This window comes from Microvirga sp. 17 mud 1-3, from assembly GCF_003151255.1.
GTDB lineage: Bacteria > Pseudomonadota > Alphaproteobacteria > Rhizobiales > Beijerinckiaceae > Microvirga.
On the sequence record NZ_CP029481.1, the window covers coordinates 1,065,229 to 1,086,986 of the forward strand.

Annotated in this window: 19 protein-coding genes and 1 pseudogene; 7 read left to right on the plus strand and 13 right to left on the minus strand. The window is 67.2% G+C overall.

Annotated elements, in window-relative coordinates; translation table 11 throughout:
- Positions 1–19: 19 nt before the first annotated feature.
- Both ade and C4E04_RS04935 read right to left on the minus strand, forming a co-directional pair.
- A pseudogene (gene ade / locus C4E04_RS04930) lies at positions 20–1,731 on the minus strand (adenine deaminase).
- A gap of 7 nt (positions 1,732–1,738) precedes the next feature.
- Positions 1,739–2,299 carry a D-Ala-D-Ala carboxypeptidase family metallohydrolase gene (locus tag C4E04_RS04935; protein ID WP_162559286.1) on the minus strand — a complete coding sequence of 187 codons (561 nt, stop codon included), beginning with the start codon at positions 2,297–2,299 and terminating at the stop codon, positions 1,739–1,741.
- Positions 2,300–2,643: 344 nt separating this feature from the next.
- Here C4E04_RS04935 and C4E04_RS04940 point away from each other — a divergent pair, with 344 nt between their 5' ends.
- Positions 2,644–3,081, plus strand: a complete 438-nt coding sequence (locus C4E04_RS04940; RefSeq protein ID WP_109595497.1) for a DUF4112 domain-containing protein — start codon at positions 2,644–2,646, stop codon at positions 3,079–3,081.
- A 2-nt stretch (positions 3,082–3,083) separates the two neighbouring features.
- The gene (locus tag C4E04_RS04945) at positions 3,084–3,482 is read left to right on the plus strand and encodes a hypothetical protein (RefSeq protein WP_109595500.1); all 399 of its coding nucleotides are present in this window, start codon (positions 3,084–3,086) and stop codon (positions 3,480–3,482) included.
- Between the two features lie 16 nt (positions 3,483–3,498).
- Here C4E04_RS04945 and C4E04_RS04950 read toward each other — a convergent pair whose 3' ends face one another.
- The 6 genes from C4E04_RS04950 to C4E04_RS04975 all read right to left on the minus strand — a co-directional run bounded on the left by C4E04_RS04950 (position 3,499) and on the right by C4E04_RS04975 (position 8,624).
- Positions 3,499–4,323, minus strand: a complete 825-nt coding sequence (locus tag C4E04_RS04950) for an ABC transporter ATP-binding protein (RefSeq protein WP_371682052.1) — start codon at positions 4,321–4,323, stop codon at positions 3,499–3,501.
- Positions 4,324–4,345: 22 nt separating this feature from the next.
- Complete coding sequence (locus C4E04_RS04955; RefSeq protein WP_109595504.1) at positions 4,346–5,071, minus strand: ABC transporter permease; 726 nt, start codon at positions 5,069–5,071, stop codon at positions 4,346–4,348.
- Complete coding sequence (locus C4E04_RS04960; RefSeq protein WP_109595506.1) at positions 5,071–5,793, minus strand: ABC transporter permease; 723 nt, start codon at positions 5,791–5,793, stop codon at positions 5,071–5,073. The genes C4E04_RS04955 and C4E04_RS04960 overlap by 1 nt, the downstream gene beginning before the upstream one ends.
- 73 nt (positions 5,794–5,866) lie before the next feature.
- On the minus strand, positions 5,867–6,712 hold the full coding sequence (locus tag C4E04_RS04965; RefSeq protein ID WP_109595508.1) for a lysine/arginine/ornithine ABC transporter substrate-binding protein: 846 nt from the start codon (positions 6,710–6,712) through the stop codon (positions 5,867–5,869).
- Positions 6,713–6,936: 224 nt separating this feature from the next.
- Entirely contained in the window at positions 6,937–7,782 is an 846-nt protein-coding gene (locus C4E04_RS04970; protein ID WP_109595510.1) for a transporter substrate-binding domain-containing protein, read from the minus strand.
- A 143-nt stretch (positions 7,783–7,925) separates the two neighbouring features.
- Positions 7,926–8,624: a fumarylacetoacetate hydrolase family protein gene (locus C4E04_RS04975; RefSeq protein WP_109595512.1), complete on the minus strand. Its 699-nt coding sequence runs from the start codon at positions 8,622–8,624 to the stop codon at positions 7,926–7,928.
- Positions 8,625–8,754: 130 nt separating this feature from the next.
- Here C4E04_RS04975 and C4E04_RS04980 point away from each other — a divergent pair, with 130 nt between their 5' ends.
- Together C4E04_RS04980 and C4E04_RS04985 are read left to right on the plus strand one after the other, a co-directional pair.
- Positions 8,755–10,224, plus strand: coding sequence for an FAD-binding oxidoreductase (locus C4E04_RS04980; protein WP_109595514.1), 1,470 nt, complete (start codon positions 8,755–8,757; stop codon positions 10,222–10,224).
- On the plus strand, positions 10,221–11,147 hold the full coding sequence (locus C4E04_RS04985; protein WP_109595516.1) for a sugar kinase: 927 nt from the start codon (positions 10,221–10,223) through the stop codon (positions 11,145–11,147). Before C4E04_RS04980 ends, C4E04_RS04985 begins: the two co-directional genes overlap by 4 nt.
- Before the next feature lie 51 nt (positions 11,148–11,198).
- On the opposite strand, the gene C4E04_RS04990 is transcribed toward C4E04_RS04985, so the two are convergent.
- Positions 11,199–12,002: a DUF4142 domain-containing protein gene (locus tag C4E04_RS04990; protein WP_109595518.1), complete on the minus strand. Its 804-nt coding sequence runs from the start codon at positions 12,000–12,002 to the stop codon at positions 11,199–11,201.
- 254 nt (positions 12,003–12,256) lie between these two features.
- Between C4E04_RS04990 and C4E04_RS04995 the strand changes: the two genes are divergently transcribed.
- Positions 12,257–13,330, plus strand: a complete 1,074-nt coding sequence (locus C4E04_RS04995) for an acyltransferase (protein WP_245416239.1) — start codon at positions 12,257–12,259, stop codon at positions 13,328–13,330.
- 18 nt (positions 13,331–13,348) lie between these two features.
- On the opposite strand, the gene C4E04_RS05000 is transcribed toward C4E04_RS04995, so the two are convergent.
- Together C4E04_RS05000 and mbfA are read right to left on the minus strand one after the other, a co-directional pair.
- Positions 13,349–14,263 carry a metallophosphoesterase gene (locus C4E04_RS05000; RefSeq protein WP_109595519.1) on the minus strand — a complete coding sequence of 305 codons (915 nt, stop codon included), beginning with the start codon at positions 14,261–14,263 and terminating at the stop codon, positions 13,349–13,351.
- 62 nt (positions 14,264–14,325) lie between these two features.
- Positions 14,326–15,297: an iron exporter MbfA gene (gene mbfA, locus C4E04_RS05005; RefSeq protein ID WP_109595521.1), complete on the minus strand. Its 972-nt coding sequence runs from the start codon at positions 15,295–15,297 to the stop codon at positions 14,326–14,328.
- A gap of 370 nt (positions 15,298–15,667) precedes the next feature.
- Between mbfA and C4E04_RS05010 the strand changes: the two genes are divergently transcribed.
- Positions 15,668–16,156 (plus strand): NUDIX domain-containing protein, encoded by a 489-nt coding sequence (locus C4E04_RS05010; protein ID WP_109595523.1) that lies wholly within the window; start codon positions 15,668–15,670, stop codon positions 16,154–16,156.
- Between the two features lie 158 nt (positions 16,157–16,314).
- The gene (locus tag C4E04_RS05015; RefSeq protein ID WP_109595525.1) at positions 16,315–16,818 is read left to right on the plus strand and encodes a GNAT family N-acetyltransferase; all 504 of its coding nucleotides are present in this window, start codon (positions 16,315–16,317) and stop codon (positions 16,816–16,818) included.
- 11 nt (positions 16,819–16,829) lie between these two features.
- On the opposite strand, the gene C4E04_RS05020 is transcribed toward C4E04_RS05015, so the two are convergent.
- A complete protein-coding gene (locus C4E04_RS05020; protein WP_109595527.1) occupies positions 16,830–18,902 on the minus strand; it encodes a hypothetical protein in 2,073 nt (690 codons plus the stop codon).
- 15 nt (positions 18,903–18,917) lie between these two features.
- Complete coding sequence (locus C4E04_RS05025; protein WP_109595529.1) at positions 18,918–21,758, minus strand: DUF4159 domain-containing protein; 2,841 nt, start codon at positions 21,756–21,758, stop codon at positions 18,918–18,920.

The window sequence follows — 21,758 nt, forward strand, 5'->3', positions numbered from 1 at the left end:
CAAGAAGGCCTGTGTCTCGTCAGGAGACCAGCGCCATGCGGTCAACATCCACGAGCCCGAAATCGGTGATCTTCAGGTGCGGGATAACCGGCAGGGGAGGAAGGCCACCTGCAGGAAAGGCTCGGGCAGTGTGACGCCGAGATCTCTGGCAGCCTGTCGCAAGGGGTAGAGCGCATCGCGCACCTCCTCGTAGGAGCGGTCGCTCATGAGCCCCGCGATGGGCAGCGCCAGCTCGGCCCGAACCTCGCCGCCTGAGACCACCACGAAGCCGCCTTCGATGTCCCGCAGGCGATTGACGGCCGCGGCCATGTCGGCATCGCTTGCGCCGACCACGCAGATATTGTGGCTGTCATGGCCCACCGAAGACGCGATGGCTCCCTTTTTAAGGCCGAAGCCTTTCACGAAGCCGAGGCCGATATTGCGGTTAATCCCGTGGCGCGCCACGACCGCGACCTTCACGACATCCTGTGCGGGATCGGGCTGAAGCGCGCCGTCTTGGTGGGGTAGCGTGGCCGAGGCCCGTTCCGTGATGATTCTGCCGGGAACGACGCCGATCACCGGCGTCGGACCGGAGGTGGCGGGAACGCGGAATTTCTCCGCCGAAACAGGATCGACCTTGATGCTGTTGCGGCCGATGGGCGCGACGGGCTGGCGGCTTGCAAACAGCGCCTCGTTCACGGGCCGTCCGGCGCTGATCACGTCGGACACGGCGCAGGTTTCGAGATCGTCCAGCAGCACGATGTCGGCGCGCTTGCCGGGCGCGATCATGCCGCGGTCGGTCAGCCCGAAGGCCTGCGCGGCCGTCAGCGATGCGGCCCGATAGGCCGCGAGCGGTTCGCACCCGAGTGAGATCAAGGTGCGGATCATGGAATCGAGATGCCCTTCCTCTGCGATGTCGAGAGGATTGCGATCATCCGTGCACAGGGCGAGGAAGGGCGAGGTCTGAAGCGACAGAAGGGGCGCCAGGGCGTGCAGGTCCTTCGAGACCGAGCCTTCGCGGATAAGGACGGTCATGCCCTTGCGGATCTTCTCCAGTGCTTCCTCGGCGCTGGTGGTCTCGTGGTCGGTGCGGATTCCCGCCGCCAGATAGCCGTTGAGGTCGAGGCCGCGCACAAGCGGCGCATGGCCGTCGATATGGCGGTCTGCGAATGCCTCGAGCTTGGCGAGGCAGGCGGGGTCCGCCGCGAGCACGCCGGGAAAGTTCATGAATTCCGCAAGGCCGATCACCTTGGGGTGGTGGCGATAGCGCAGGAGATCGGCAGCCTCGATACGCGCACCCGCCGTTTCGAGATGCGTTGCCGGAACGCAGCTCGACAATTGCACGCGCAGATCCATGATCGTCCCCTCTGCGCAGGCCAGGAAATAGTCGAAGGCAGCGGTGCCGAGCACATTCGCCATTTCGTGCGGATCGCAGATCGCCGTCGTGACGCCGTGCGGCAGCACGCAACGGTCGAACTCGAACGGCGTGACGAGGGAGGATTCCACATGCAAATGCGTGTCGATGAATCCCGGAACGGCGATGCGCCCGCGACCGTCGAAGGTGCGGGCGCTCCGGTAACGTCCATAGGTGCCGACGACGGTATCCTGGCAGATCGCGATGTCGGTCCGCGTGAGCGTACCGGTCACCAGATCGAGCAGGCGGACATCCGTGATGACGAGATCGGCCGCGGCCTTGCCGCGGCCCTGGGCGATGCGGGCCGCGATGGCCTGTGCGTCGGACTTTGTCGTCATGCGTCTCCTACCAGCTTCGGCGCGATCCATTGTCGATATGGATGATGCCGTTCCGGTAGATCTTAAGACCCCCAACCTCGGGACGCGAGCGCAAATATGCCATGGCGCCGCGCTGGCGGTTGTGGAGGCGCAGGTCCATGGCGCGGCATGCGAGATGCAGGGAATGCCCGGCGCCGCCGGCACGCCTGTTGCGCCCGACCGTCCGGTGTGTGGATTCGATGCTGACCGTCCCGAACCGGGCCGAGAGATCCGCCACGACTTCGCGCAAGGCAGTCGGCAGGCAACCGGTTGGCGCACCGCTCCTCAGCATGATGCGGCCGTTGGCGACAGAGCCGGAGAAGAGGGGCGCAGCGGGCACCGTTCCGGTCCGTGGCAGGCTTCCGGTTACGCCCGTGTCCTTCAGGCGCTCCGGCCCCGGCAGGCTGGCATATTGCGGCACGAGGGCGGCCGTTCCTTCGCCTTCGGCTCTGGCCACCGGCGTGGTCGCCAGAAGCGCTCCGGCGACGCATGCGGCACAGATGGTCTCTCGCGGGAAACGATGGTTTCGACAATCGGAACCGGTGCTCATCGGGTCCTCCCCTTGCGAGCCCCCGTTGCACAGCCATGAGCGACCGACCGCCGCACATGGCTGCGTTTCGTTATCGTTCTTGAGCATGTAACGGCTAAGTTGCCGCTGCTGGCGAAGCAAGTTAAGGTTGAAAATGGGCAGCGCAACCCATCCTGGGAGACTTAAGTCCTCGACACCTCGAAATGGCAGGCTTGAATTCCTGTTCTAACGCTCCCGAGATGTGAACTTATCCTTTGGAGCTTGGCAATAAAGTTGCTCCAGATCGGTCTTGCGGGCGTGGCTTTTCATGCACACATCTTCTGCATTGTCCTGCCCTCTCATGCGGCAGACTGGAGAAAGTGGGAATGAACGCTGCGCACGGCGCATTTTTCGAAGCCATCAAGACTGCAGCCCCGACCCGCGGGGACGCGCTCGCGCGCGTGACGCTGGTGGCGCGGCTGATGGACAACGCCTTCCTGATCCCGGGCCTGAACCGCCGCGTCGGCCTCGATGCGGTGATCGGTCTCGTTCCGGGTGTGGGCGATGCCGTCTCGGCCGTCCTGGCGAGCTATATCGTCTGGGAGGCGCACCAGCTCGGCCTGCCGCGCTGGAAGATCGCCCGCATGATCGGTAACATCGCTCTCGATACAGCCCTTGGGGCGATTCCGGTCGCCGGAGACGTGTTCGACGTGTTCTTCAAAGCCAATCAGCGCAATCTGCGCATCATCGAGAGCCATCTGGGCATCGCCCGCCGCGGGCCGCGCCACATCGACGGCACCGCGACCCGTATGGACGAGCGCTGACCATGAAACGCCTTGCCTGGTCCGTCGCCGCGATCCTGGTCGGCCTCTGGTCCCTTCTCGCCTGGGGCGCCTACGGCCTCATCGACCTGTTCGGCAGCACCATGGCCCGCAATGCCGACGTGGTGACGAGCCATCCCGGAACGGTGGAGTGGCTCTCGTGGAGCCTCGCGGCCCTGCGCAATCTCGGGCTGGCGGCCGTGGTCTTCGTCTGGGGTCTCGTGGCCCTGCTCATCCTCGCCGTGCCGACGGCCATCAGCCTCGTGATGGGGCGGACTCTCCGCCCTGTCGAGCCGATGGACTGGGGCAGCGCCTATCCGCGTCCTGGCTATCGGGACGTGACGCCGAGCCACGACGCGGAGCCTGCTCCGACCCGGGAGCCGCCCCGCATCGAGCAGCGGTAAAGGACCGGCCCGCGCCTCAGCGGTGGCTGGAGATGAACTGCTTGAAGCGCTCCGATTTCGGGGCGCCGAACACCTCGGCCGGCGCGCCTTCCTCTTCCACCACGCCCTTGTGCAGGAACATGACCCGGTTCGACACGTCGCGGGCAAAGCCCATTTCGTGCGTGACGACCAGCATAGTGCGTCCTTCCTCGGCGAGCGAGCGCATGACGCGCAGCACTTCGCCGACGAGTTCCGGATCGAGCGCCGAGGTCGGCTCGTCGAAGAGCATGACCTGCGGGCGCATGGCGAGCGCGCGGGCGATGGCGGCGCGCTGCTGCTGACCGCCTGACAGGTGCGACGGATACTGGTTGCGCTTGTCGACGATCCCGACCTTTTCGAGCAGGGCCTCGGCCTCCGCCACGCATTCAGCCTTCGGGCGCTTCTGCACGTGGACGGGCGCCTCGATGACGTTCTCAAGGATGGTCATGTGGGACCAGAGATTGAAGCTCTGGAACACCATGGCGACCCGGGAGCGGATGCGGTCGACCTGCGACTGGTCCGCCGGCTCCATGCCGCGCCGCGTCTGCTTCAGGCGGATGGCCTCGCCGCCGATCTTCACCTCGCCGGAATCGGGCACTTCCAGCATGTTGATGCAGCGGAGCATGGTCGACTTGCCCGATCCGGAGGCTCCGAGGATCGAGATCACGTCGCCCTCGCGGGCCTCCAGGGAAACACCCTTGAGCACCTCGAGCGGGCCGAAGCTCTTGCGCAGATTGTGAACCGAGACGGCAGGCGTGGTGGCGGTCGACACGGGGTGGGCTCCGGTACGAGACAGGGCGGCGTTGGGCGCTACTTGCGACATGGCGGCACTCGGGATCGCGGCCTCAGACATGAGCGGCCTCCAGCTTCGGCTCCACGGAGGGCGGGCGGCGCAGGTGAGGAGACAGCCACCATTCGATGGCCATGATGATGCGGGTAATGATGAAGTTGAGGATCAGGTAGATCGCACCGGCGACGACGAAGATCTCGATGGCCCGGAAGGTCTGCGAGATGAGCTTCGCGGCCAGGCCCGTCACCTCCATCATGGTGATGATCGAGGCGAGCGAGGTTGCCTTCACCATGAGGATGATTTCGCTGCCATAGGCGGGCAGAGCCTGACGGACCGCGATGGGAAACACGATGCGGCGGAACAGCAGGAAGCCGGACATGCCGCAGGCGCGGGCCGCCTCAACCTGCTGGTGCGGGACAGCCTGCAGTCCGCCGCGGATGATCTCGCTCGCATAGGCCGCGGTGTTGAGCGTCAGGGCGAGCACCGCGCACCAGTAGGGCTCGCGGAAGAAGCCCCACAGGCCCCATTCCTGGAGTGTCGGGCGGAACTGGCCGAGGCCGTAATAGATCAGGAAGATCTGCACCAGGAGCGGAGTACCGCGGAACACGAACACGTATCCCCGCGCGATGAGGTCGAGCACGCGGACGCCCGACATGCGCATCAGCGCCAGGATCATGGCGAAGACCGCGCCGAATGCTACGGACGTGAAGGAGAGGTTGAGGGTCAGCGGCACGCCGGACAGGAGCTGCAGGAACGTGCTCCACATGAAGGCGAGATCCATCAGGATGCCCTCCTCATGCCGCGCATCGAATGAGTCTCTGCGCGCTGGAACAGGTAGGTGGAGACCCAGGTGATCGCGAGGTAGAGCACGCCCGCCGTGAGATAGAAGTCGAAGGGCCGGCGGGTGGAGCCGGCCGCGATATGCGACTGGCGCAGCAGCTCCACGAGACCCGTGACGGAGATGAGTGCGGATTCCTTCAGAACCAGCTGCCAGGTATTGCCGAGGCCCGGAATGGCATAGCGCAGCACCTGGGGCGCGATGATGCGGCGGAACATCAGCCAGCGGTGCATGCCGACGGAGCGGGCCGCCTCAATCTCGCCGCGGGAGACCACCTGATAGGCGCCCCGGAACACCTCGGCCTGATAGGCGCCGGACACGATGCCGATGGCCAGCGCGCCGGTCACGAAGGCGGGCACGCCGATGAAGCCCTCCGCCCCGAACAGGCTGCCGATGGCGCTGAGCGCCGCGCTGCCGCCGAAATAAAAGAGATAAATGACGAGAAGATCCGGGATGCCGCGCAGGACGGTGGTGTATCCGTCCGCGAGCCACCGGGCCGCGATATTGCGCGAGAGCTTGGCCCAGGCCACCAGGGTGCCGACCACGGAACCCACGAGAAATCCGCAGAGCGCCACGGCCAGCGTCATTGCCGTCGCCGTCAGGAGCGCCCATCCCCACCCGTTCGGGCCGAAGCCGACGAGCTCGAAATAGCTCAATTGCTGCACGCTGAACTGTTCCTGTTTTGCGTCACCCCGCCTGCGGGGTGACGCCGTTCGAGACGATGATCGTGCGACGCGCTCAGGATTGCGGCGTCATGTCGACCTTGAACCACTTCTCGGTCAGCTTCTTGACCGTGCCGTCCGCGATGGCGGCCTGGATCGCGTCGTCGAAGTTCTTCTTCAGCTCCGCGTCGCCCTTGCGCAGACCGACGGCCACGCCGCGTCCCAGGACGCCGCCGGACACGCCCGCGCCGACCATGGTCATGTCCTTGAACTCGGGCTGGTCGATGGTCGCCTTCATGGAGGACTGCGCTGCGAAGATCGCGTCCACGCGGCCGGCCGACAGGTCGAGGTCATGCTGCTCGGTGGTCTTGTACTCGCGGATCTCGATCACGTCCTTGAGGTACTTCTCGAGGAACTGGGAATTCACGGTCGAGCCCTGCACGCCGACCGTCTTGCCTTTCAGCACGGGCTTCCAGGCATCGATCACCTTCTGGGCGCCCTGCGGGTCCTTGTCGAGATTCAGCCGTCCGCCCGTGCCTTCCAGCTTGGCGAGGGGCGAATCCTTCATGGTGGCGAAGCCGTGGAGGCCCGACGCATAGGGGCGGGTGAAGTCGATCACCTCGAGCCGCTTGTCGGTGATGTTCATGCCGGCCATGATGGCGTCGTATTTCTTGGCGTTCAGCGCCGGGATGATGCCATCCCAATCCTGGGCCACGATCTCGCACTTCACCTTCATGCGCGCGCACAGGTCGTTGGCGAGGTCGATTTCGAACCCTTCGAGCTTGCCGCCGGCGCCGGTGAAGTTCCACGGGGCGTAGGCGCCCTCGGTGGCGATCTTCACGGTCTTCTCCTGAGCAGTCGCGCCGCCCACCGCAAGCATGGCGGCCAGGAGGCCGAGGCCTAGTCCCTTGAACATTTTCATCGTCGTTCCCTTATCGTTAGTGCCGGTAGAACTCCGGCCGTTACGGCCGAAACCCGGGTCCCGGCCTTCGCCGTTGCGTAAAAGCTAACATTCAAAAGCGAAGCCAGCGCAAGTCCCAATCCTGCTGAATTGGCTCCCCCGAATGGTGATTTCGGTCGCAGTTGGGGCCGGAATATACAAAAAAGGCGCGGCCGGAGCCGCGCCTTTGATCGAATGAGCCAGGATCAGCCCTTCGGCGAGATGTCGATCTTGAACCACTTCTCGGAGAGCTTCTTCACGGTGCCGTCCTTTACGGCGCTCTGGATCGCATCGTTGAAGGACTTCTTCAGCTCGTCGTCGCCCTTGCGCAGGCCGACGCCGACGCCCGCGCCGAGAATGCCGCCGGAGATGGACGGGCCGACGAGAACGTAATCCTTGAATTCGGGCTTCTCGAGAGTACCCAGGATCGCCGTCGCATCGGCCAGAACCGCATCGATACGGCCAGCCGCGAGGTCGAGATCGTGGGCCTCGGTGGTCTTGTATTCGCGGATTTCAGCCGTGCCCTTGAGGTACTTGTCGGCGAAGTTCGCATGAATGGTCGAGCCCTGGACGCCGATGGTCTTGCCCTTGATGACCGGCTTCACGGCGTCGATCGCCTTCTCGGCCGCTTCCTTCTGCGTGGCGAGATTATAAGCCTGGCCGGTGCCGGGCATCTTGGCCAGCGGAGAGGACTTCTCCACCAGGAAGCCGTTCGGGCCCGCCGCGTAGGGGCCGGCGAAATCGATCACCTTCTGGCGCTCGTCGGTGATGCTCATGCCCGCCATGATGGCGTCGTACTTCTTGGCGTTCAGCGCCGGAATGATGCCATCCCAATCCTGGGCCACGATTTCGCACTTCACCTTCATGCGCGCGCACAGGTCGTTGGCGAGATCGACCTCGAACCCTTCGAGCTTGCCGCCGGCGCCGGTGAAGTTCCACGGGGCGTAGGCGCCCTCGGTGGCGATCTTCACGGTCTTCTCCTGCGCGGCTGTGCCGCTCACCGCAAGGGCGGTGCCGAGGATGGCCAGGCTGACTGTCTTCAAGACCTTCATTTGTGTTCCCTTGATTCTATGGCTCGGATTGAAACGAGCCTTGCTTCTTGCGATCCGGGACCGCAACCGTCACGGAGTAACGGCCAAACGCATCAAAAAGGCAAGACACCTTCTCGTAGCATCGCGGCAGGGCGCTCGGCCGGTCAGACCACCTTGAGCCGGATCTCGCCCAGGCCCTCGATGGCACCGGTCAGGGTCTGACCTTTCGTCACCGCTCCGACCCCGTCCGGGGTGCCGGAGAAGATGACGTCGCCGGGCGCGAGCTCGAAATAGGCTGAGAGATAGGCGATCTGCTCGGCGACCGACCAGATCATGTCGGAGAGGTCCGCCTTCTGCTTCACCGTTCCGTCGACCGCGAGGGAGATCGTGCCTTTTGCCGGATGGCCGGCCCGGGAGGCCGGGACGAGGGGGCCGACGGGCCCGGACAGGTCGGCTGCCTTGCCGAGCTCCCAGGGGCGGCGGAGCTGCTTGGCCTCGTCCTGGAGGTCCCGGCGGGTCATGTCGAGGCCGACCGCATAGCCGTAGACATGGTCGAGGGCCTTCTCCACCGGGATGTCGCGGCCGCCTTTAGCGAGGGCCACCACCATCTCGATCTCGAAATGATAGTTCGCGGTCTTGGGCGGATAGGGATGGTCCACGACAGTGCCGCCCGGGACAGGCTGGAGCGCATCGGCGGGCTTCATGAAGAAGAAGGGCGGCTCGCGGGTCGGGTCGCCGCCCATCTCGCGGGCATGGGCCGCATAGTTGCGACCGACGCAATAGACCCGGCGCACGGGGAAGAGGTCGCTCGAATCCGCAATCGGAAGGGCAGGGACGGTCGGGGCAGGAATCACATAGGCCATGGGAGGTCCGGCAAAGGGTGGGACGGGATCGGCTGCGGCCTTCCTGTGGGAGAGGCCGGTTGTTTCCTTACCTCCACCTTGCCCTCGACGCCACAAGACGCAATGACTATGCGCCACCCATGGAGCAGGAATGGCCATCGCAGCATCCGCGCACAGGACTCTCATCGATACCTTGACGGAACGGCTCGGCGCCGCCGCGGTCCTGACCGAGGCGGCCGATCTCGAACCGGCTTTGGTCGAGACGCGAGGGCTCTATCGCGGACAGGCCCTGGCCCTGGTCCGCCCGAAGGACCAGGACGAGGTCGCGTTCACGATGCAGGAATGCGCCCGGGCCGGCGTTCCGGTGGTACCCCAGGGCGGCAATACGGGCCTTGTCGGCGGCGGGGTCCCACAGGGAGGGATCGTCCTGTCCCTGGCCCGCCTCGACCGGATCCGCCATCTCGACCCGGTCAACGCCACCATCACGGTGGAGGCCGGATGCATCCTGAAGGCCGTGCAGGATGCGGCCGATGCGGCCGGCCACCTCTTCCCCCTGTCGCTCGCCTCGGAAGGCTCCTGCCGGATCGGCGGCAATCTCGCGACCAATGCGGGCGGCACCGCGGTGCTACGCTACGGCAATACCCGGGAGCTGACCCTCGGCCTGGAGGTGGTGCTGGCGGACGGGCGCATCTGGAACGGGCTGAAAGGGCTGCGCAAGGACAATACAGGCTACGACCTGAAGGACCTGTTCATCGGCTCAGAAGGAACGCTCGGCATCATCACGGCCGCCGTCCTGAAGCTCTTCCCGAAGCCGCAGGTCCGGGTCACGGCCTTCGTGGGCTGCGCCTCGCCCGGGCAGGCGCTCGAACTCTTCAATCGGCTGCGGGAAGCGGCGGGCGACCAGCTCACGGCGTTCGAATACATCCCCGATTTCGGGCTCGAGATCGTGCTTCGCCATCGTCCCGGCGCCGTGCGGCCCTTGAGCGGACGGCACGCCTCCTATGCGCTGATCGAGCTGTCCTCGCCGCAAAGAGATGCGGACCTGCAGGGACGGCTCGAGGCGATCCTCGGCCAGGCCTTGGAAGACGGCCTCGTGGAGGATGCGACGCTCGGCGCGAGCGAGGCCCAAAGCCTTGCCCTGTGGCATCTGCGGGAGAGCCTCTCCGAGGTGCAGAGGCTCGAAGGCGGCTCCATCAAGCACGACATCGCCGTGCCGGTGTCCCGGGTGGCCGAGTTCATCGAGACGGCGTCCAGGGCCTGCGAGGCCGCCATGCCGGGGATCCGCGTCTGCGCCTTCGGCCATTTCGGCGACGGGAACATCCACTTCAACCTGTCCCAGCCGGTCGGCATGGACAAGGGCGCTTTCCTGGCCGAGTGGGAGCGGTTCAACCGGATCGTTCACGACATCGTCCATGCCATGGACGGGTCTATCGCGGCGGAACATGGGGTCGGGCTCGTGAAGCGCGATGAGCTTCCGCTCTACAAGGATCCCGTGGGCCTCGACCTCATGCGCGCGCTCAAGCGCACCCTGGATCCTCACAACCTGCTCAATCCCGGCAAGGTCCTCGATCTCGGAGACCCGGCCGCTCCTGCCATCGCGAGACCGACGGAAAGCCCATGAAGACCATCGACATCCTGGCCATCGGCGAGCCGCTGATGGAATTCGCCGAAGTGCGACGCGGAGAGGAGCGCCTCTACCTGCCGGGTTTCGGCGGGGACGTGTCCAACGCGGCGGTGGCGGCCGCGCGCCAGGGCGCAAAGGCCGCCATCTTCACGGCTCTGGGCGACGACGCGTTCGGACGGGATTTTCTCGCCCTGTGGGACCTGGAGGGCATCGACCGCTCCTCCGTCTTGGTGCGCCAGGATGGCAGGACGGGGGTCTACTTCATCAGCTATGGCGAGGAGGGGCACGTTTTCTCCTATGCGCGCGCCGGATCGGCCGCAAGCCTCGTCCATGAAGGGGAATTGCCGCTGGAGCAGATCGCGGCCGCCCGCGTCCTCCATGCGTCAGGCATCAGCCAGGCGATTTCATCCGACTGCGCCGATGCGGTCTTCGCGGCCATCCGGCATGCGAAGGCGAATGGGACCGTCGTCAGCTACGACACCAACCTGCGCCTGCGCCTCTGGCCTCTCGACCGGGCGAGGGCCGTGATTCATGGGGCCGTGGCGCTCTCGGATATTGCGCTGCCGGGTCTCGACGATGCACGCCAGCTGACGGGGCTCGACCGGCCGGAGGAGGTCTGCGACTTCTATCTCGCGCTCGGTTGCCGGATCGTCGCCCTGACCATGGGGAAAGTCGGGACCATGGTGGCGACGCCGGAGTGCCGCGAGGTCATTCCGGCCCGTCCCGTCGCGGCCGTGGATGCGACAGGAGCCGGAGACACATTCGACGGAGCCTTTCTGGCCGAGTGGCTCGTGCATGGCGATGCCTTCAAGGCCGCTTCCTATGCCAACGCGGCGGCTGCCCTCTCGACCCTGGGCCAGGGGGCGGTCGGTCCCATGCCAACGCGGCAGGCCGTCGAGGCCTTTCTGCGCGCCGCATGAAAACGGCGGGCCGCCAGGGGCCCGCCGCTCAACTCAGAACCGGATTTCCGCTCAGCGTGCGCCCGGCAGGCGACGCGCGTTGGTCAGGTGATGCTCCAGGTGGGGGATGACCGAGCGCGCATAGGTCACGAGCGCCGGATCCGTGCCGGTCTGGGCATATTGCTCGTAGAGCGCGAGGGTCTCCTGGTGAGCGGCGCGCTGATAGCGGCCATAGAGACGGTCGAATTGCGGACCCGTGGTGGACGCGAGCTGGTTCAGCATCTGGGTCTTTTCGGCATCGAGCTGGACCGGCAGGCGGATCGGAGCCGCCGCGACCGAGCCGGTCGCCTGGATATCCGCCGCACGGCCTGCTGCCCCACCGGTCGTCGCGCCGACACCTGCGCCCACGGCGGCGCCCACCGGGCCGCCGACCAGCGCGCCGACACCGGCACCTGCCAGGCCGCCACTGACCGCACCGGCTCCCGTCCCGCCGCTCGGGGCGGACGCAACCGCGCCGGTCGTGGCGCCGACACCGGCACCGACCGCGGCGCCCACCGGTCCGCCGACCAGGGCGCCGATGCCAGCACCCGCCAGGGTGCCGCCAACCGTCCCGCCCAGCCATTCGCCGCTGGCCGAATAGACCGCCTGGCCGCCGTTGAGGGCCTGGCTCGTCTGGCCATGGTCGGTGATCATGTTCTGGGCGAAGGTGCGGACCCGCGGATTGCGGGAGCGCTCAAGAGCCAGCCGGCTCGCGGCGATCTCGAAGGCATCGGCCTGGGTCGCCATGGCGCGGAAGGTACGGCCGTCCATCGACTGCGCGAAGGCAGGCGCGGAGGCAGTCGTCAGCAAAGCTGCAAGAACAACGTATTTCTTCATAAGCTGAGCTCCTGATTGGGAACGCAGAACACCCTTGCAAGACCTGTCGGCCTGCAGAAAATTACTGGTGGCTGCTGCAGTCGGACAACGATGTAGTGTCCATGGGGTTCCGGCCCCGTTTCTCAATCCTGGCCATTTCTTCCCAATACTGTGAAGCTTGCGGCCATCGTGCCGGAATTTGCTTCGGGCCGGACAACGGGGGTGCGGCGGCCGCCTCGATAGGATATGAGCGCACGTCCGGTTCCGAGATCATCGTGTCGAAGCTCGTCCACATCCAGGTCCTGAGGGCCCTCGCGGCCCTGTCGGTCGCCTTCCTCCACGCGCAGCACGATGCGGTGGGGCTGGCCGCGCGCACGGGATGGAGCTTCCCGAATCTCGATGGGTTTCCGTGGATGGCCGGGGTCGACGTCTTCTTCGTGATCTCCGGCTTCATCATGGTCTATGCGTCGCGCCCGCTTTTCGGCCGGGACGGGGTCCGGGGCACGTTCCTGGTCCGGCGCCTGCTGCGCATCGTCCCGCTCTACTGGGCCGTTACGACCCTTTATCTCGCCGTCGCGCTCGTCGCGCCGGCTTTGCTCAACAGCGAGAACATCGCCGCCTGGCAGGTGCTGGCCTCCTACCTGTTCATTCCGTTCGAGCGCCCGGACGAGACTGTCCAGCCACTCTATTCCCTGGGCTGGACACTCAATTACGAGATGTTCTTCTACCTGCTCTTCGCCGGCGTGCTCGCTTGGCCGCGTGGACGGGCCGTGGGCCTGCTCGCCGCAGGGCTGGCGCTGCTCGTCCTTGTCGGGCGCCTTTTCGATCTACCTCAGCCCCTGGGGTTCTGGACGGACCCGATCCTGCTCGAATTCGCCTTCGGCCTTGGCCTCGGCCTGCTGCACGCAAAGGGCGTCAGGCTCGGCAGGGGGCTGCGCTGGGCTCTTGTGGCGGCGGCCCTCGGGCTTCTGGCCATGAACTTCATCGGCCTTCGCAGCAACCTCAACGAGATGCGGCCCCTGGCCTGGGGCGTCCCGGCGGCGTTCCTGGTGGCGGCCGCATCCCTGACCGCGACGGACCGGAAGCCGAGCCTTCTCACCCGGTTCGGCGAGATGACCGGCGATGCCTCCTACGCCATCTATCTCGTCCATCCCTTCGTGATCCGCGGGATGGGTGTCCTCCTGGCCCGGACCCGGATCGATGCGGCGCTCGGCCCCTGGAGCTTCATCATCCTGGCGCTTGCCGCGACATTGGCGGTGAGCCTGCTGGTGCACCGTTTCTTCGAACGGCCGGTTACGAATTTCGTGCGGGCGCGGACCGGTTCGCCGAGAGCCGCACAGCCCGTTTGAGCGCTGTCCGCCTTTCCTTCAGCGCACGCGACCCGGCTGCCGGATCTGGCCGAGGGACAGCATGCCCATGCCGCCGATGCTGCCGTCCGGCTTCAGGCCACGCAATTCCGCCGTGAGAAGGAAGCCGGTCTCGTCCCGATCGATCGTGAAGAGGTGGTAGCCGGCTTTGTGAGTCAGCGTGCCGCTGCGGGCCGAAGCGGAGGGCGCACCGATGACCGGGACCGGGCCCCGAGGGCTAGGGAGATGCGCCAGCGATCCCACATGGTTGTGCCCGTGCAGCACGAGTTCCGCGCCCACGCGCCCGATCATGGCCTCGAAGGCGGCCGCATCGGTCAGGTTTCGGCCGGGCGATGCGCCGCCGCGGTGGGGTGGATGGTGGATCAGGACGATGCGGAAGCAGGACGGATCCTCTCCCAGCTTTCCAAGCACCTGTTCTGCGGCCTTCATCTGCTTCGAGCCGACGCGCCCGCTCGCCACGAAGGGCAGGGTCGGAATGGCTGAGGACAGGCCGACCAGCGCCACTGGTCCGTAGCGGCGCAGGAACGGGAACACGCCCTCCCGTCCGTCGTCGCCGCGGGTCCAGGGAGCCACTTCCCGGAGAAGCCCTTCGAGGGCGCCCATCACATAGGCGTCGTGGTTGCCCGGCACGAAGCTCACGAACTGGGGCGAGCCGAGGCTTTCCAGGAAGATGCGCGACGTCGCCCATTCGCTCGGCAGGCCGATATTGCAGGTATCACCCGTGCAGGCGATGTGGTTCGGGGCCTGGGCGCGGATGTCGGCCACCAGGGCGCCCAGGAGCTCCATGTCGTGGGCGCCTGCGCGGCTGCGATGCCAGTTGTACCAGCCGGTGAGCCTCTTGCTCAGCAGCTGCCGGAGCTGGGGACGGGGGAGCGGCCCCACATGGGGGTCGGTCAGATGGGCGAGACGGAACATGGCAGGACCTTACGGTTTCGAACGCCGCTCGCCAATCGGCCTCAAAGGTCTCTCCCGAGGCCTCAGGCGCTGCCGATGAAGATGCCGGCGAGCAGCACCAGGACGCCGCCGACGATGACCTGGAAGGCTGCGCGCAGGAACGGCGTGTCCATGTAGCGTGTGCGGATCCACGAAATGACGATGAGCTCCACGGCGACCACGAGGGCCGCGACCGTCGTCGCGAACATGAAGGCGTTGGGCCAGGAATCCGGCACCAGATAGGGCAGGGTGTGGCCGAGCCCGCCTACGGCGGTCATCAATCCGCAGATGAGGCCGCGCAGCCAGGGCGAGCCGCGGCCCGTAATCTGGCCGTCGTCCGAGAGCGCCTCGGTCAGGCCCATGCTGATGCCGGCGCCCACGGAGGCCGCGAGGCCCACCAGGAAGGTCTCCCAGTTGTTGCCGGTCGCGAAGGCGGCCGCGAAGAGGGGCGCGAGGGTCGAGACGGAACCGTCGATGAGGCCCGCGAGGCCCGGCTGAACGTATTGCAGGACCACGAGGCGCCGCTGCGCCTCCCGCTCGGCGGCCTCCGCGTTTTCCGTGAGATGGGCGGCATGAAGCTCGCTGGCCTTGCGCTCGTGCCCGCGTTCCACCTCGGCGAGCTTGGTGAACAGGGCGCGGACATTCACGTCGAGGGTCTGCTGGGCGGCCTTCTCGTAGAAATTCGCCGCCTGGAGCTCCATCACCTCCGCCTCGCGGCGCATCTTGTCCAGGTCGAGGCCCGGATTCCACCAGACGGCGCGGCGCTTCAGGAAGCCGCGCACGTCCTCCCGGCGGATCGGCGGCAGGTGCTCGCCGAAGCGGGTGCGATAGAAATCGTAGAGGGAATTGCGGTGCTGGCGCTCTTCGTCGGCCATGTCGTCGAAGATCTCGGCCGAGGAAGGAAAATCGGTGCGCAGCCGGTCGGCGAACGCCTGATAGATGCGGGAATCTTCTTCCTCGCTGGCGATCGCGAGGGCAATCACCTCGCGCTCGCTGAGTTCCGACAGCGCCTTCATCCGGAGATCTCCTGTTTGGAATTATTCTAAACAGGATTCCTAGGACTCGCCAAGCCTCCGCAAAGGTCCTGGCAAAGTCCGCCTCGGGCGTTTATCGGATGTCGGGCAGAGCCCGCCAAGCTCAGTACTGGGCGCCGGGGATCAGGGCTGAGCGGATCGCGTGGTCCTGGAGGTCGAGATCCGGGGACCAGGAGAAGCGGGAAGAGCCGGAGAGGAGAGAGAGGATCAGGGAGACGAACATGGGAGCACCTTCTTGTTGGCGCTGTCATAGTCCTGCTCAGGGCGCATGTCACATGCTGAAACAATGGCACAGATATGCAGCTAAAGTATAACTCGTTCACGAAATAGTAAGCTAAGCCGTGCTCTCCTCATGAGACTGCCCCGTATTCTGCAAACGAAGCTCGCCGGGCGCCTGCTGCGCCGGACCTTCCATACCTATTGGCGTTTCTCGCGGGGCATGACCCTCGGTGTACGGGCCGCGGTCATCGACCGGGACGACAGGGTCTTCCTCATCCGCCACACCTATGTTCCGGGCTGGCACCTGCCGGGCGGCGGCGTCGAGACCGGGGAGCCAGTTCTCGAGGCGCTTGAGCGCGAGCTGCGCGAGGAGGGCTGCATCGTCATGACAGGGGCGCCGCACCTGCACGGGGTGTTCTTCAACCGCCAGACCTCGCCACGGGACCACATCCTCGTCTACACCATCCGGGACTTCTCGGTCGCAGGCCCAAAGATCCCGGACCGGGAGATCGCCGAGACCGGCTTCTTTCCGGTCGACCGGCTCCCCGAGGGCGTCACCGCCGCAACCCGGCGGCGCCTTGCGGAAATCCTCCGGGGCGAGCCCGTCGCGGCCCTCTGGTAAGATGACCATACGGAACCGTTTGCGTGCCGGCCCGGGCGCTGCTATGGGCCAGGGGCACAAGGACGCATGCCTCATGAGCCCGATCCGGATCCTGCGACGACGACACGGCTGACGTTCCCATCCCGCCGTATCGTCCTGCCGTTTCCGCGAGTCCGTTCATGACTGAGCTCTCCCTGATCATCCGCAACGAACAGCCCGTCGATTCCGAGGCCATCGAGCGCCTGCACGAGCGCGCCTTCGGCCCGGGCCGTTTCGCACGCACCGCCTCCCGCCTGCGGGAGGGAGCGCCCCACCTGCTCGATCTGTCCTTCACGGCCATGGTCGGCACCCTGCTGGTCGGCTCCGTCCGCCTGACGCCGGTCCAGGCGGGGAGCGAGGGAGCCCTGATGCTCGGGCCGCTTACAGTGGAGCCCGCCTTCGAGGGGCGGGGGATCGGTGCTGCCCTCATGCGCCGCTCCCTCGATGCCGCACGCGACAAGGGCCACACCCTGGTGCTCCTGGTGGGCGACGAGCCCTATTATCGGCGCTTCGGCTTCAAGCGCGTGCCCCACGGGCACCTCTGGCTTCCGGGGCCGGTCAATCCCGACCGTTTCCTCGCGGTGGAACTCGCCGAGGCCGCGCTGGCCCGCGCGAAGGGCAACGTGAGCGCGCTGCCCGCCTGAGGCCGCTTGCGTCAGGCCCGGCGCCGGCCCTCGGCGATCCAGGCCACAAGGGTCGCACCCACCAGCAATGCGAGGCCGAGGAGGCCCAGCGCCAGGGGGAAGACCGACACGCCCCGCACAATCGCGCTCTCGCTCGGCCGGATGCCGATCCAGTCGCCGCCGGAGAAGCGTGTGCCGGAACGGACCGAGAGAATGCGCGGCACCGTGATGTCCTGGCTGCCTTCCGCCGCGACCCGGCGTACGGAGCCGCCCGTGGCCTCCGCGATGGGGCTCAGGGCCTCCGTATTGCTGAACACGTCCGCCAACTCGCGCGGGTTCGCCGGGCCGATGCTCACAAAGGCGATGAGATCGCCCGAGCGGACCGTGTGAAGCCCGAGCTCCCGGCTCGTCACCTGGGCGGTGAACAGGCCCGGCCGGGTCTCCGTGAGCGGGACACTGCTTTCCGCGCCGCTTGGAGCCTTCAGGGTCACCGGGTCGGCCGTGTCCTTCATGGTCTGGCGCTCGATGCGGATGTCGCGCCCGGCCGCACTGGCGCGCAGGGCCTCTTCCTCCAGGGCCGGCTCCTTCATGAGCCAGTGGGCGAGGCGGCGCAGCAGGTCGAGATGGGGGCCGCCGCCCTCGAAGCCGCGGGCCCAGAGCCAGGCATGGTCGGAGAGAAGCAGGGCGACGCGCCCCTTCTCCTCCCGGTTGAGGACGAGGAGCGGCAGGTCCTCCGCGCCCGACATGACGGTGCTGCCCATATTGACCTGGGAACCGATGGTGCGCAGCCACTCGCCCCAGGCAGGCGGATTCGCCTCCGAGCCGGGCAGGTCCCGGGTAACCGGGTGGCGCGCCCCCGTTCCGGTGATGCGCGCCCGGAAGGGCTCTTCGAGAATGCGCCCGTCGGGCACGCCCGGAATGACCGGCGCGAGGCGGGTCTGGGCCAGGCTGCCGAAGCCCGCGAATTCCGGCCCGGCCGCCACCAGCACGGCACCGCCCTCGCGCACGTAGCGCACGATGTTCTCGAAATAGCTCGAGGGCAGGACGCTCTGGTTGGCGTAGCGGTCGAAGATGATGAGGTCGAATTCCTTGATCTTCTGCTGGAACAGCTCCCGAGTCGGGAAGGCGATCAGGGACAATTCGTTGATCGGCGTCCCGTCCTGCTTCTCAGGCGGACGCAGGATCGTGAAATGCACGAGGTCCACGTTCGCGTCGGACTTGAGCAGGTTGCGCCAGGTCCGCTCGCCCGGATTGGGCTCGCCCGAGACCAGGAGTACCCGCAGCTTCTCGCGGATTCCCTCGATCGGAATGACTGCGCGGTTGTTGGCCTGGGTCAGCTCGTCGGGCAGGCCCTCGACTTCGAGCTCGACCACGTTCGCGCCCCCGTGCTCGATGCGCACGTTGAGCGAGAAGGGAACATCCGTGCGCACCTGCTGGCGGGCGAATTCCTGCCCGTCCCGGCGGACCGTGACGAGGGCCGAGCCGGTGCCGCCCCGCTCCATCACGACGGCCCGGATGGTCTGGTCCTTGCCGACGATCCCAAAGCGCGGCGCCTCCAGAAGCTTGATCTGCCGGTCGCGCTCGTCGGGACGCCCGGTCACGAGCACATGCAGAGGCGCCTTGAAGCCGAGGCTCTCCACATTGGGCGGGATGTCGTGCACCACCCCGTCGGTCACCAGGATGGCGCCGGCCAGCCGGTCCGGCGGAACATCCGCGAGCCCGTTGGAGAGGGCCGCGAACAGGCGCGTGCCGTCATCCCCCGTGCCGTCTGTCGCTTCGATGTAGCGGGGCTCCACGTCCTGGAGGGAGCCGAAGCGGCGCTCGAGCTCCTGGCGGACTCGGTCGGTCATGGCCTGGCGGTCACCGAGGGTCTGCGACGTGGTGCGGTCGACGACCACCGCGACGATGTCCTTGACCTTCTCCCGCTCCTCCTGGACGAGAGCCGGATTGGCGAGGGCCAGGAGGACAAGCGCGAGGGCGAGCGCCCGCAGCAGGGCGACCGGCCCCCGGGACACGACCGCGAGAACCGCCAGCACGGCCGCGACCGCGCCGACGGCCCAGAGGATCGGCACGGGGACGAGCGGGGTGAAACTCAAGGAGAGCAAAGCGTTGTCCTACTCCTATTGCCCCAGGCGTTCGAGCAGGGCCGGTACATGGACCTGGTCGGCCTTGTAGTTGCCCGTAAGCGCGTACATGACGAGGTTGATGCCGCTGCGGAACGACAGCTCCCTCTGGCGCTGCTGGTCGCTGCCAACGACCGGAAAGAGAGCCTCCCCGCGCGGCCCGACCGCCCAGGCGGCCGCGAGATCGTTGGACGTGATGATGATCGGCGACACCCCGTCGCCGGACCGTGCCGGACGGTTGGCCGTGTCCTCGGTCGGTGGCGGCAGGGCCTCCACCCAGGTCTGGCCCGTGGCGTAGCGCCCGGGGAAGTCGTCGAGGATATAGAAGGTCTTCGTCAGAACATGGTCCGACGGCACCGGCTCCAGCTCGGGAACGTCGAGGCCCGCCAGCATCCGGCGCAGATATTGCCCCTCGGCGCTCATGGCGCCGTCCGGGCGGGCGCCGAAAGCATCGCGGGTGTCGAAGATCACCGTGCCGCCGCTCTTCATGAAGGCGTCGAGGCGCCGGATCGCCGCTTCGCTCGGGATTGGCCGCGTCGCCACGATCGGCCAGTAGAGGAGCGGGTAGAAGGCCAGCTCGTCCCGCGCCGGATCGACGCCGATCGGATCCCCCGGCTGGAAGGCGGTGCGCATGGTCAGCACCTGCGAGAGACCGAGGAGGCCTGCCTTGCTGGTCTCGTCGATCTGCTCGTCCCCGGTGATCACGTAGGCAAGGCGGGTCACGAGAGCGGAGGCCCGGCTCTCCTGACTCAGGGCTCCCTGGCTCTGGGGCGGACGGCTTTCCGGCGGGGCGCCCTGGGCGCGCGCATCCGACGGGAGAGCGGCGGCAAACAGGGTTGCCAGCAGGATCGCGGCGCCGGCACCCGCGCCGGCCCGGCGCATCCGTCCGAACAGGTTGGCCAGATGGCCGCCGAGCCAGAGCGACGCCAGGGTGTCGATGAGGAGAAGGGCGAGCGCGAGGCTGAACAGGGGTGCCCGCAGGTCGATGGTCCTGGCGCCCTCAAGCGGTGCGATACGGGCCCGCAGGGGCGCATAGTCGAGGGGTGCGAGGCGGTCATCCGGGAGAAGGGTGTTGACCGCGAGGCTCGAATCCACGGGGCCGTAGAAGCCGGGCGGGTGTTCGGCGCTGGCCCGTTCCGCGTGGCCGCGCATGACCGCCCGGGCGGTCGGAGGCGGCGACGAGAAGACGCCGAAGCCGTCGAGGGTCAGGCGCGGCGCGACGGTCTGGTTCTCGGCATTGCGGGATTCGGGACTGGCGTCGCGCGGGGAACCCGCCAGGGCCGTGATCCGGCGCAGCATGTCCACGAAGAGACCGGACAGGGGCAGGTTCGACCAGGTGGTGTCGGCCGTCACGTGAAAGAGCACGATGAGGCCGTCGCCCCGCTTGTCCGCCGTCACGATGGGGGTCCCGTCCTCGAGGGCCGCCCAGGTCTTGGCCGGCAGGTCGCCCTCGGGCTCCGCCAGGATCTGCCGACGGATGCCGATCTCCTCCGGCACCGTCAGGCCGAAGAAGGGGCTCTCGCGGGTGAAGGGCGCGAAGGTCTTGGGCGTGTCCCAGGACAGGGTGCCGCCGAGGGTGCGCCCGCCGCGCCGCAGATGGACCGGGACGAGGTCGTCGTTGCCCGCCGCGAGGCGCGACCCGGCGAAGCGCAGGAGAAGGCCGCCGCTTTCCACGAAGGCGCTCACCCGCGCCTCAGCCTCCCGGTCGAGCCCGCCGACATCGGCCAGGACGAGGATCGAGACCTGCTCGTCGAGCAGCTGGTCGATGGCGTCCGTCACGCCGCCGCGGCCCTGCCGGATCTCCGCATAGGGCGAGAGAGCCCTCTCAACGTAATAGATGGGCGACAGGAGCGGCTGCGCCTGGTCCACCGTGCCGCCGAAGACGAGCCCCACCCGCCGGCGCTTGCCGCGCTCGTCCAGGAGCGTGACGGCCCCGGCCGCGTTCTCGCCCAGGATCTCGATTCTGGCGATGTCGTTGCGGATTTCGGTGGGCACTTCGAAGGTTGCGGTAGTTTCGGTAGCGTCGGCCGGGAACGCGAAGCGGCCATCCGCCAGGGGGAGGTTCTTCAAATCGAGGGCGCGGACGATGCCGGCATCGCGGCCATTGGGCTCCGCCCTGATCACCGTGGTGGCGAGCTGGCCGCCCGTATTGGCGATTCCCGCCAGCGCGAGGGCAGGGGAGCGCTCCGCCTTGAGGACGATGATCCGTCGGTTCTCGGTCAGGGGGGCAAGCCCCTGGATGAGGTCCTGCCCCTCGACGCCCGCGACGCCGTCGCTGATCCAGACGATCTCCGCATCGGGCGTCGATTCCAGGTAACGGCGAATGGAATCGAGATGGGCCCGGCGGTCGGGCATGTGCGGCAGGGGCTTGAAGGTGCGCAGGCGCTCCAGGGCGGCCGCAGGGCTCATGGACTGGAGGTCCTGGGGTTCGCCGGCCGTGGCCGCGACGGCAACGACCCGGCCCTCGCGCTCTGCCGCCTCGATCCGTCCAGCCGCCAGGTTCATCCGGTCGCGCCAGTCATGCGCGGCCGCGAAGCCGTTGTCGACGAGAAGGAGCAGGGGCGCGCGGCTGCTGCCCTCGGCCAGCGAGTTCCAGATCGGGCCCGCGGCCGCCAGGATGAGGATGGCCGCCAGCAGAAGCCGCAGGAGCAGGAGCCACCAGGGCGTGCGGGCGGGCGTTTCCTGCTCCGGGCGCAGGTCCGCCATGATCCTGAGCGGCGGGAAGTCCACCCGCTTCGGCTGCGGCGGCGTGATGCGCAGGAGGAGCCAGATCGCCGGGAGGGCCGCGAGTGCGATCAGGACCAGGGGGGCGGCGAATGTGAGGGGGAAGCCCAGCAT

Coding starts and splice junctions, on each gene's coding strand:
- C4E04_RS04970 (WP_109595510.1), bottom strand. CDS start 7,782: ATGAAGGTCTTGAAGACAGTCAGCCTGGCCATCCTCGGCACCGCCCTT.
- C4E04_RS04990 (WP_109595518.1), bottom strand. CDS start 12,002: ATGAAGAAATACGTTGTTCTTGCAGCTTTGCTGACGACTGCCTCCGCG.
- C4E04_RS04965 (WP_109595508.1), bottom strand. CDS start 6,712: ATGAAAATGTTCAAGGGACTAGGCCTCGGCCTCCTGGCCGCCATGCTT.
- C4E04_RS04935 (WP_162559286.1), bottom strand. CDS start 2,299: ATGAGCACCGGTTCCGATTGTCGAAACCATCGTTTCCCGCGAGAGACC.
- C4E04_RS04940 (WP_109595497.1), top strand. CDS start 2,644: ATGAACGCTGCGCACGGCGCATTTTTCGAAGCCATCAAGACTGCAGCC.
- C4E04_RS04945 (WP_109595500.1), top strand. CDS start 3,084: ATGAAACGCCTTGCCTGGTCCGTCGCCGCGATCCTGGTCGGCCTCTGG.
- C4E04_RS04950 (WP_371682052.1), bottom strand. CDS start 4,323: ATGTCGCAAGTAGCGCCCAACGCCGCCCTGTCTCGTACCGGAGCCCAC.
- mbfA (WP_109595521.1), bottom strand. CDS start 15,297: ATGAAGGCGCTGTCGGAACTCAGCGAGCGCGAGGTGATTGCCCTCGCG.
- C4E04_RS04980 (WP_109595514.1), top strand. CDS start 8,755: ATGGCCATCGCAGCATCCGCGCACAGGACTCTCATCGATACCTTGACG.
- C4E04_RS05025 (WP_109595529.1), bottom strand. CDS start 21,758: ATGCTGGGCTTCCCCCTCACATTCGCCGCCCCCCTGGTCCTGATCGCA.
- C4E04_RS05010 (WP_109595523.1), top strand. CDS start 15,668: ATGAGACTGCCCCGTATTCTGCAAACGAAGCTCGCCGGGCGCCTGCTG.
- C4E04_RS05000 (WP_109595519.1), bottom strand. CDS start 14,263: ATGTTCCGTCTCGCCCATCTGACCGACCCCCATGTGGGGCCGCTCCCC.
- C4E04_RS04985 (WP_109595516.1), top strand. CDS start 10,221: ATGAAGACCATCGACATCCTGGCCATCGGCGAGCCGCTGATGGAATTC.
- C4E04_RS05015 (WP_109595525.1), top strand. CDS start 16,315: ATGACTGAGCTCTCCCTGATCATCCGCAACGAACAGCCCGTCGATTCC.
- C4E04_RS04975 (WP_109595512.1), bottom strand. CDS start 8,624: ATGGCCTATGTGATTCCTGCCCCGACCGTCCCTGCCCTTCCGATTGCG.
- C4E04_RS04955 (WP_109595504.1), bottom strand. CDS start 5,071: ATGGATCTCGCCTTCATGTGGAGCACGTTCCTGCAGCTCCTGTCCGGC.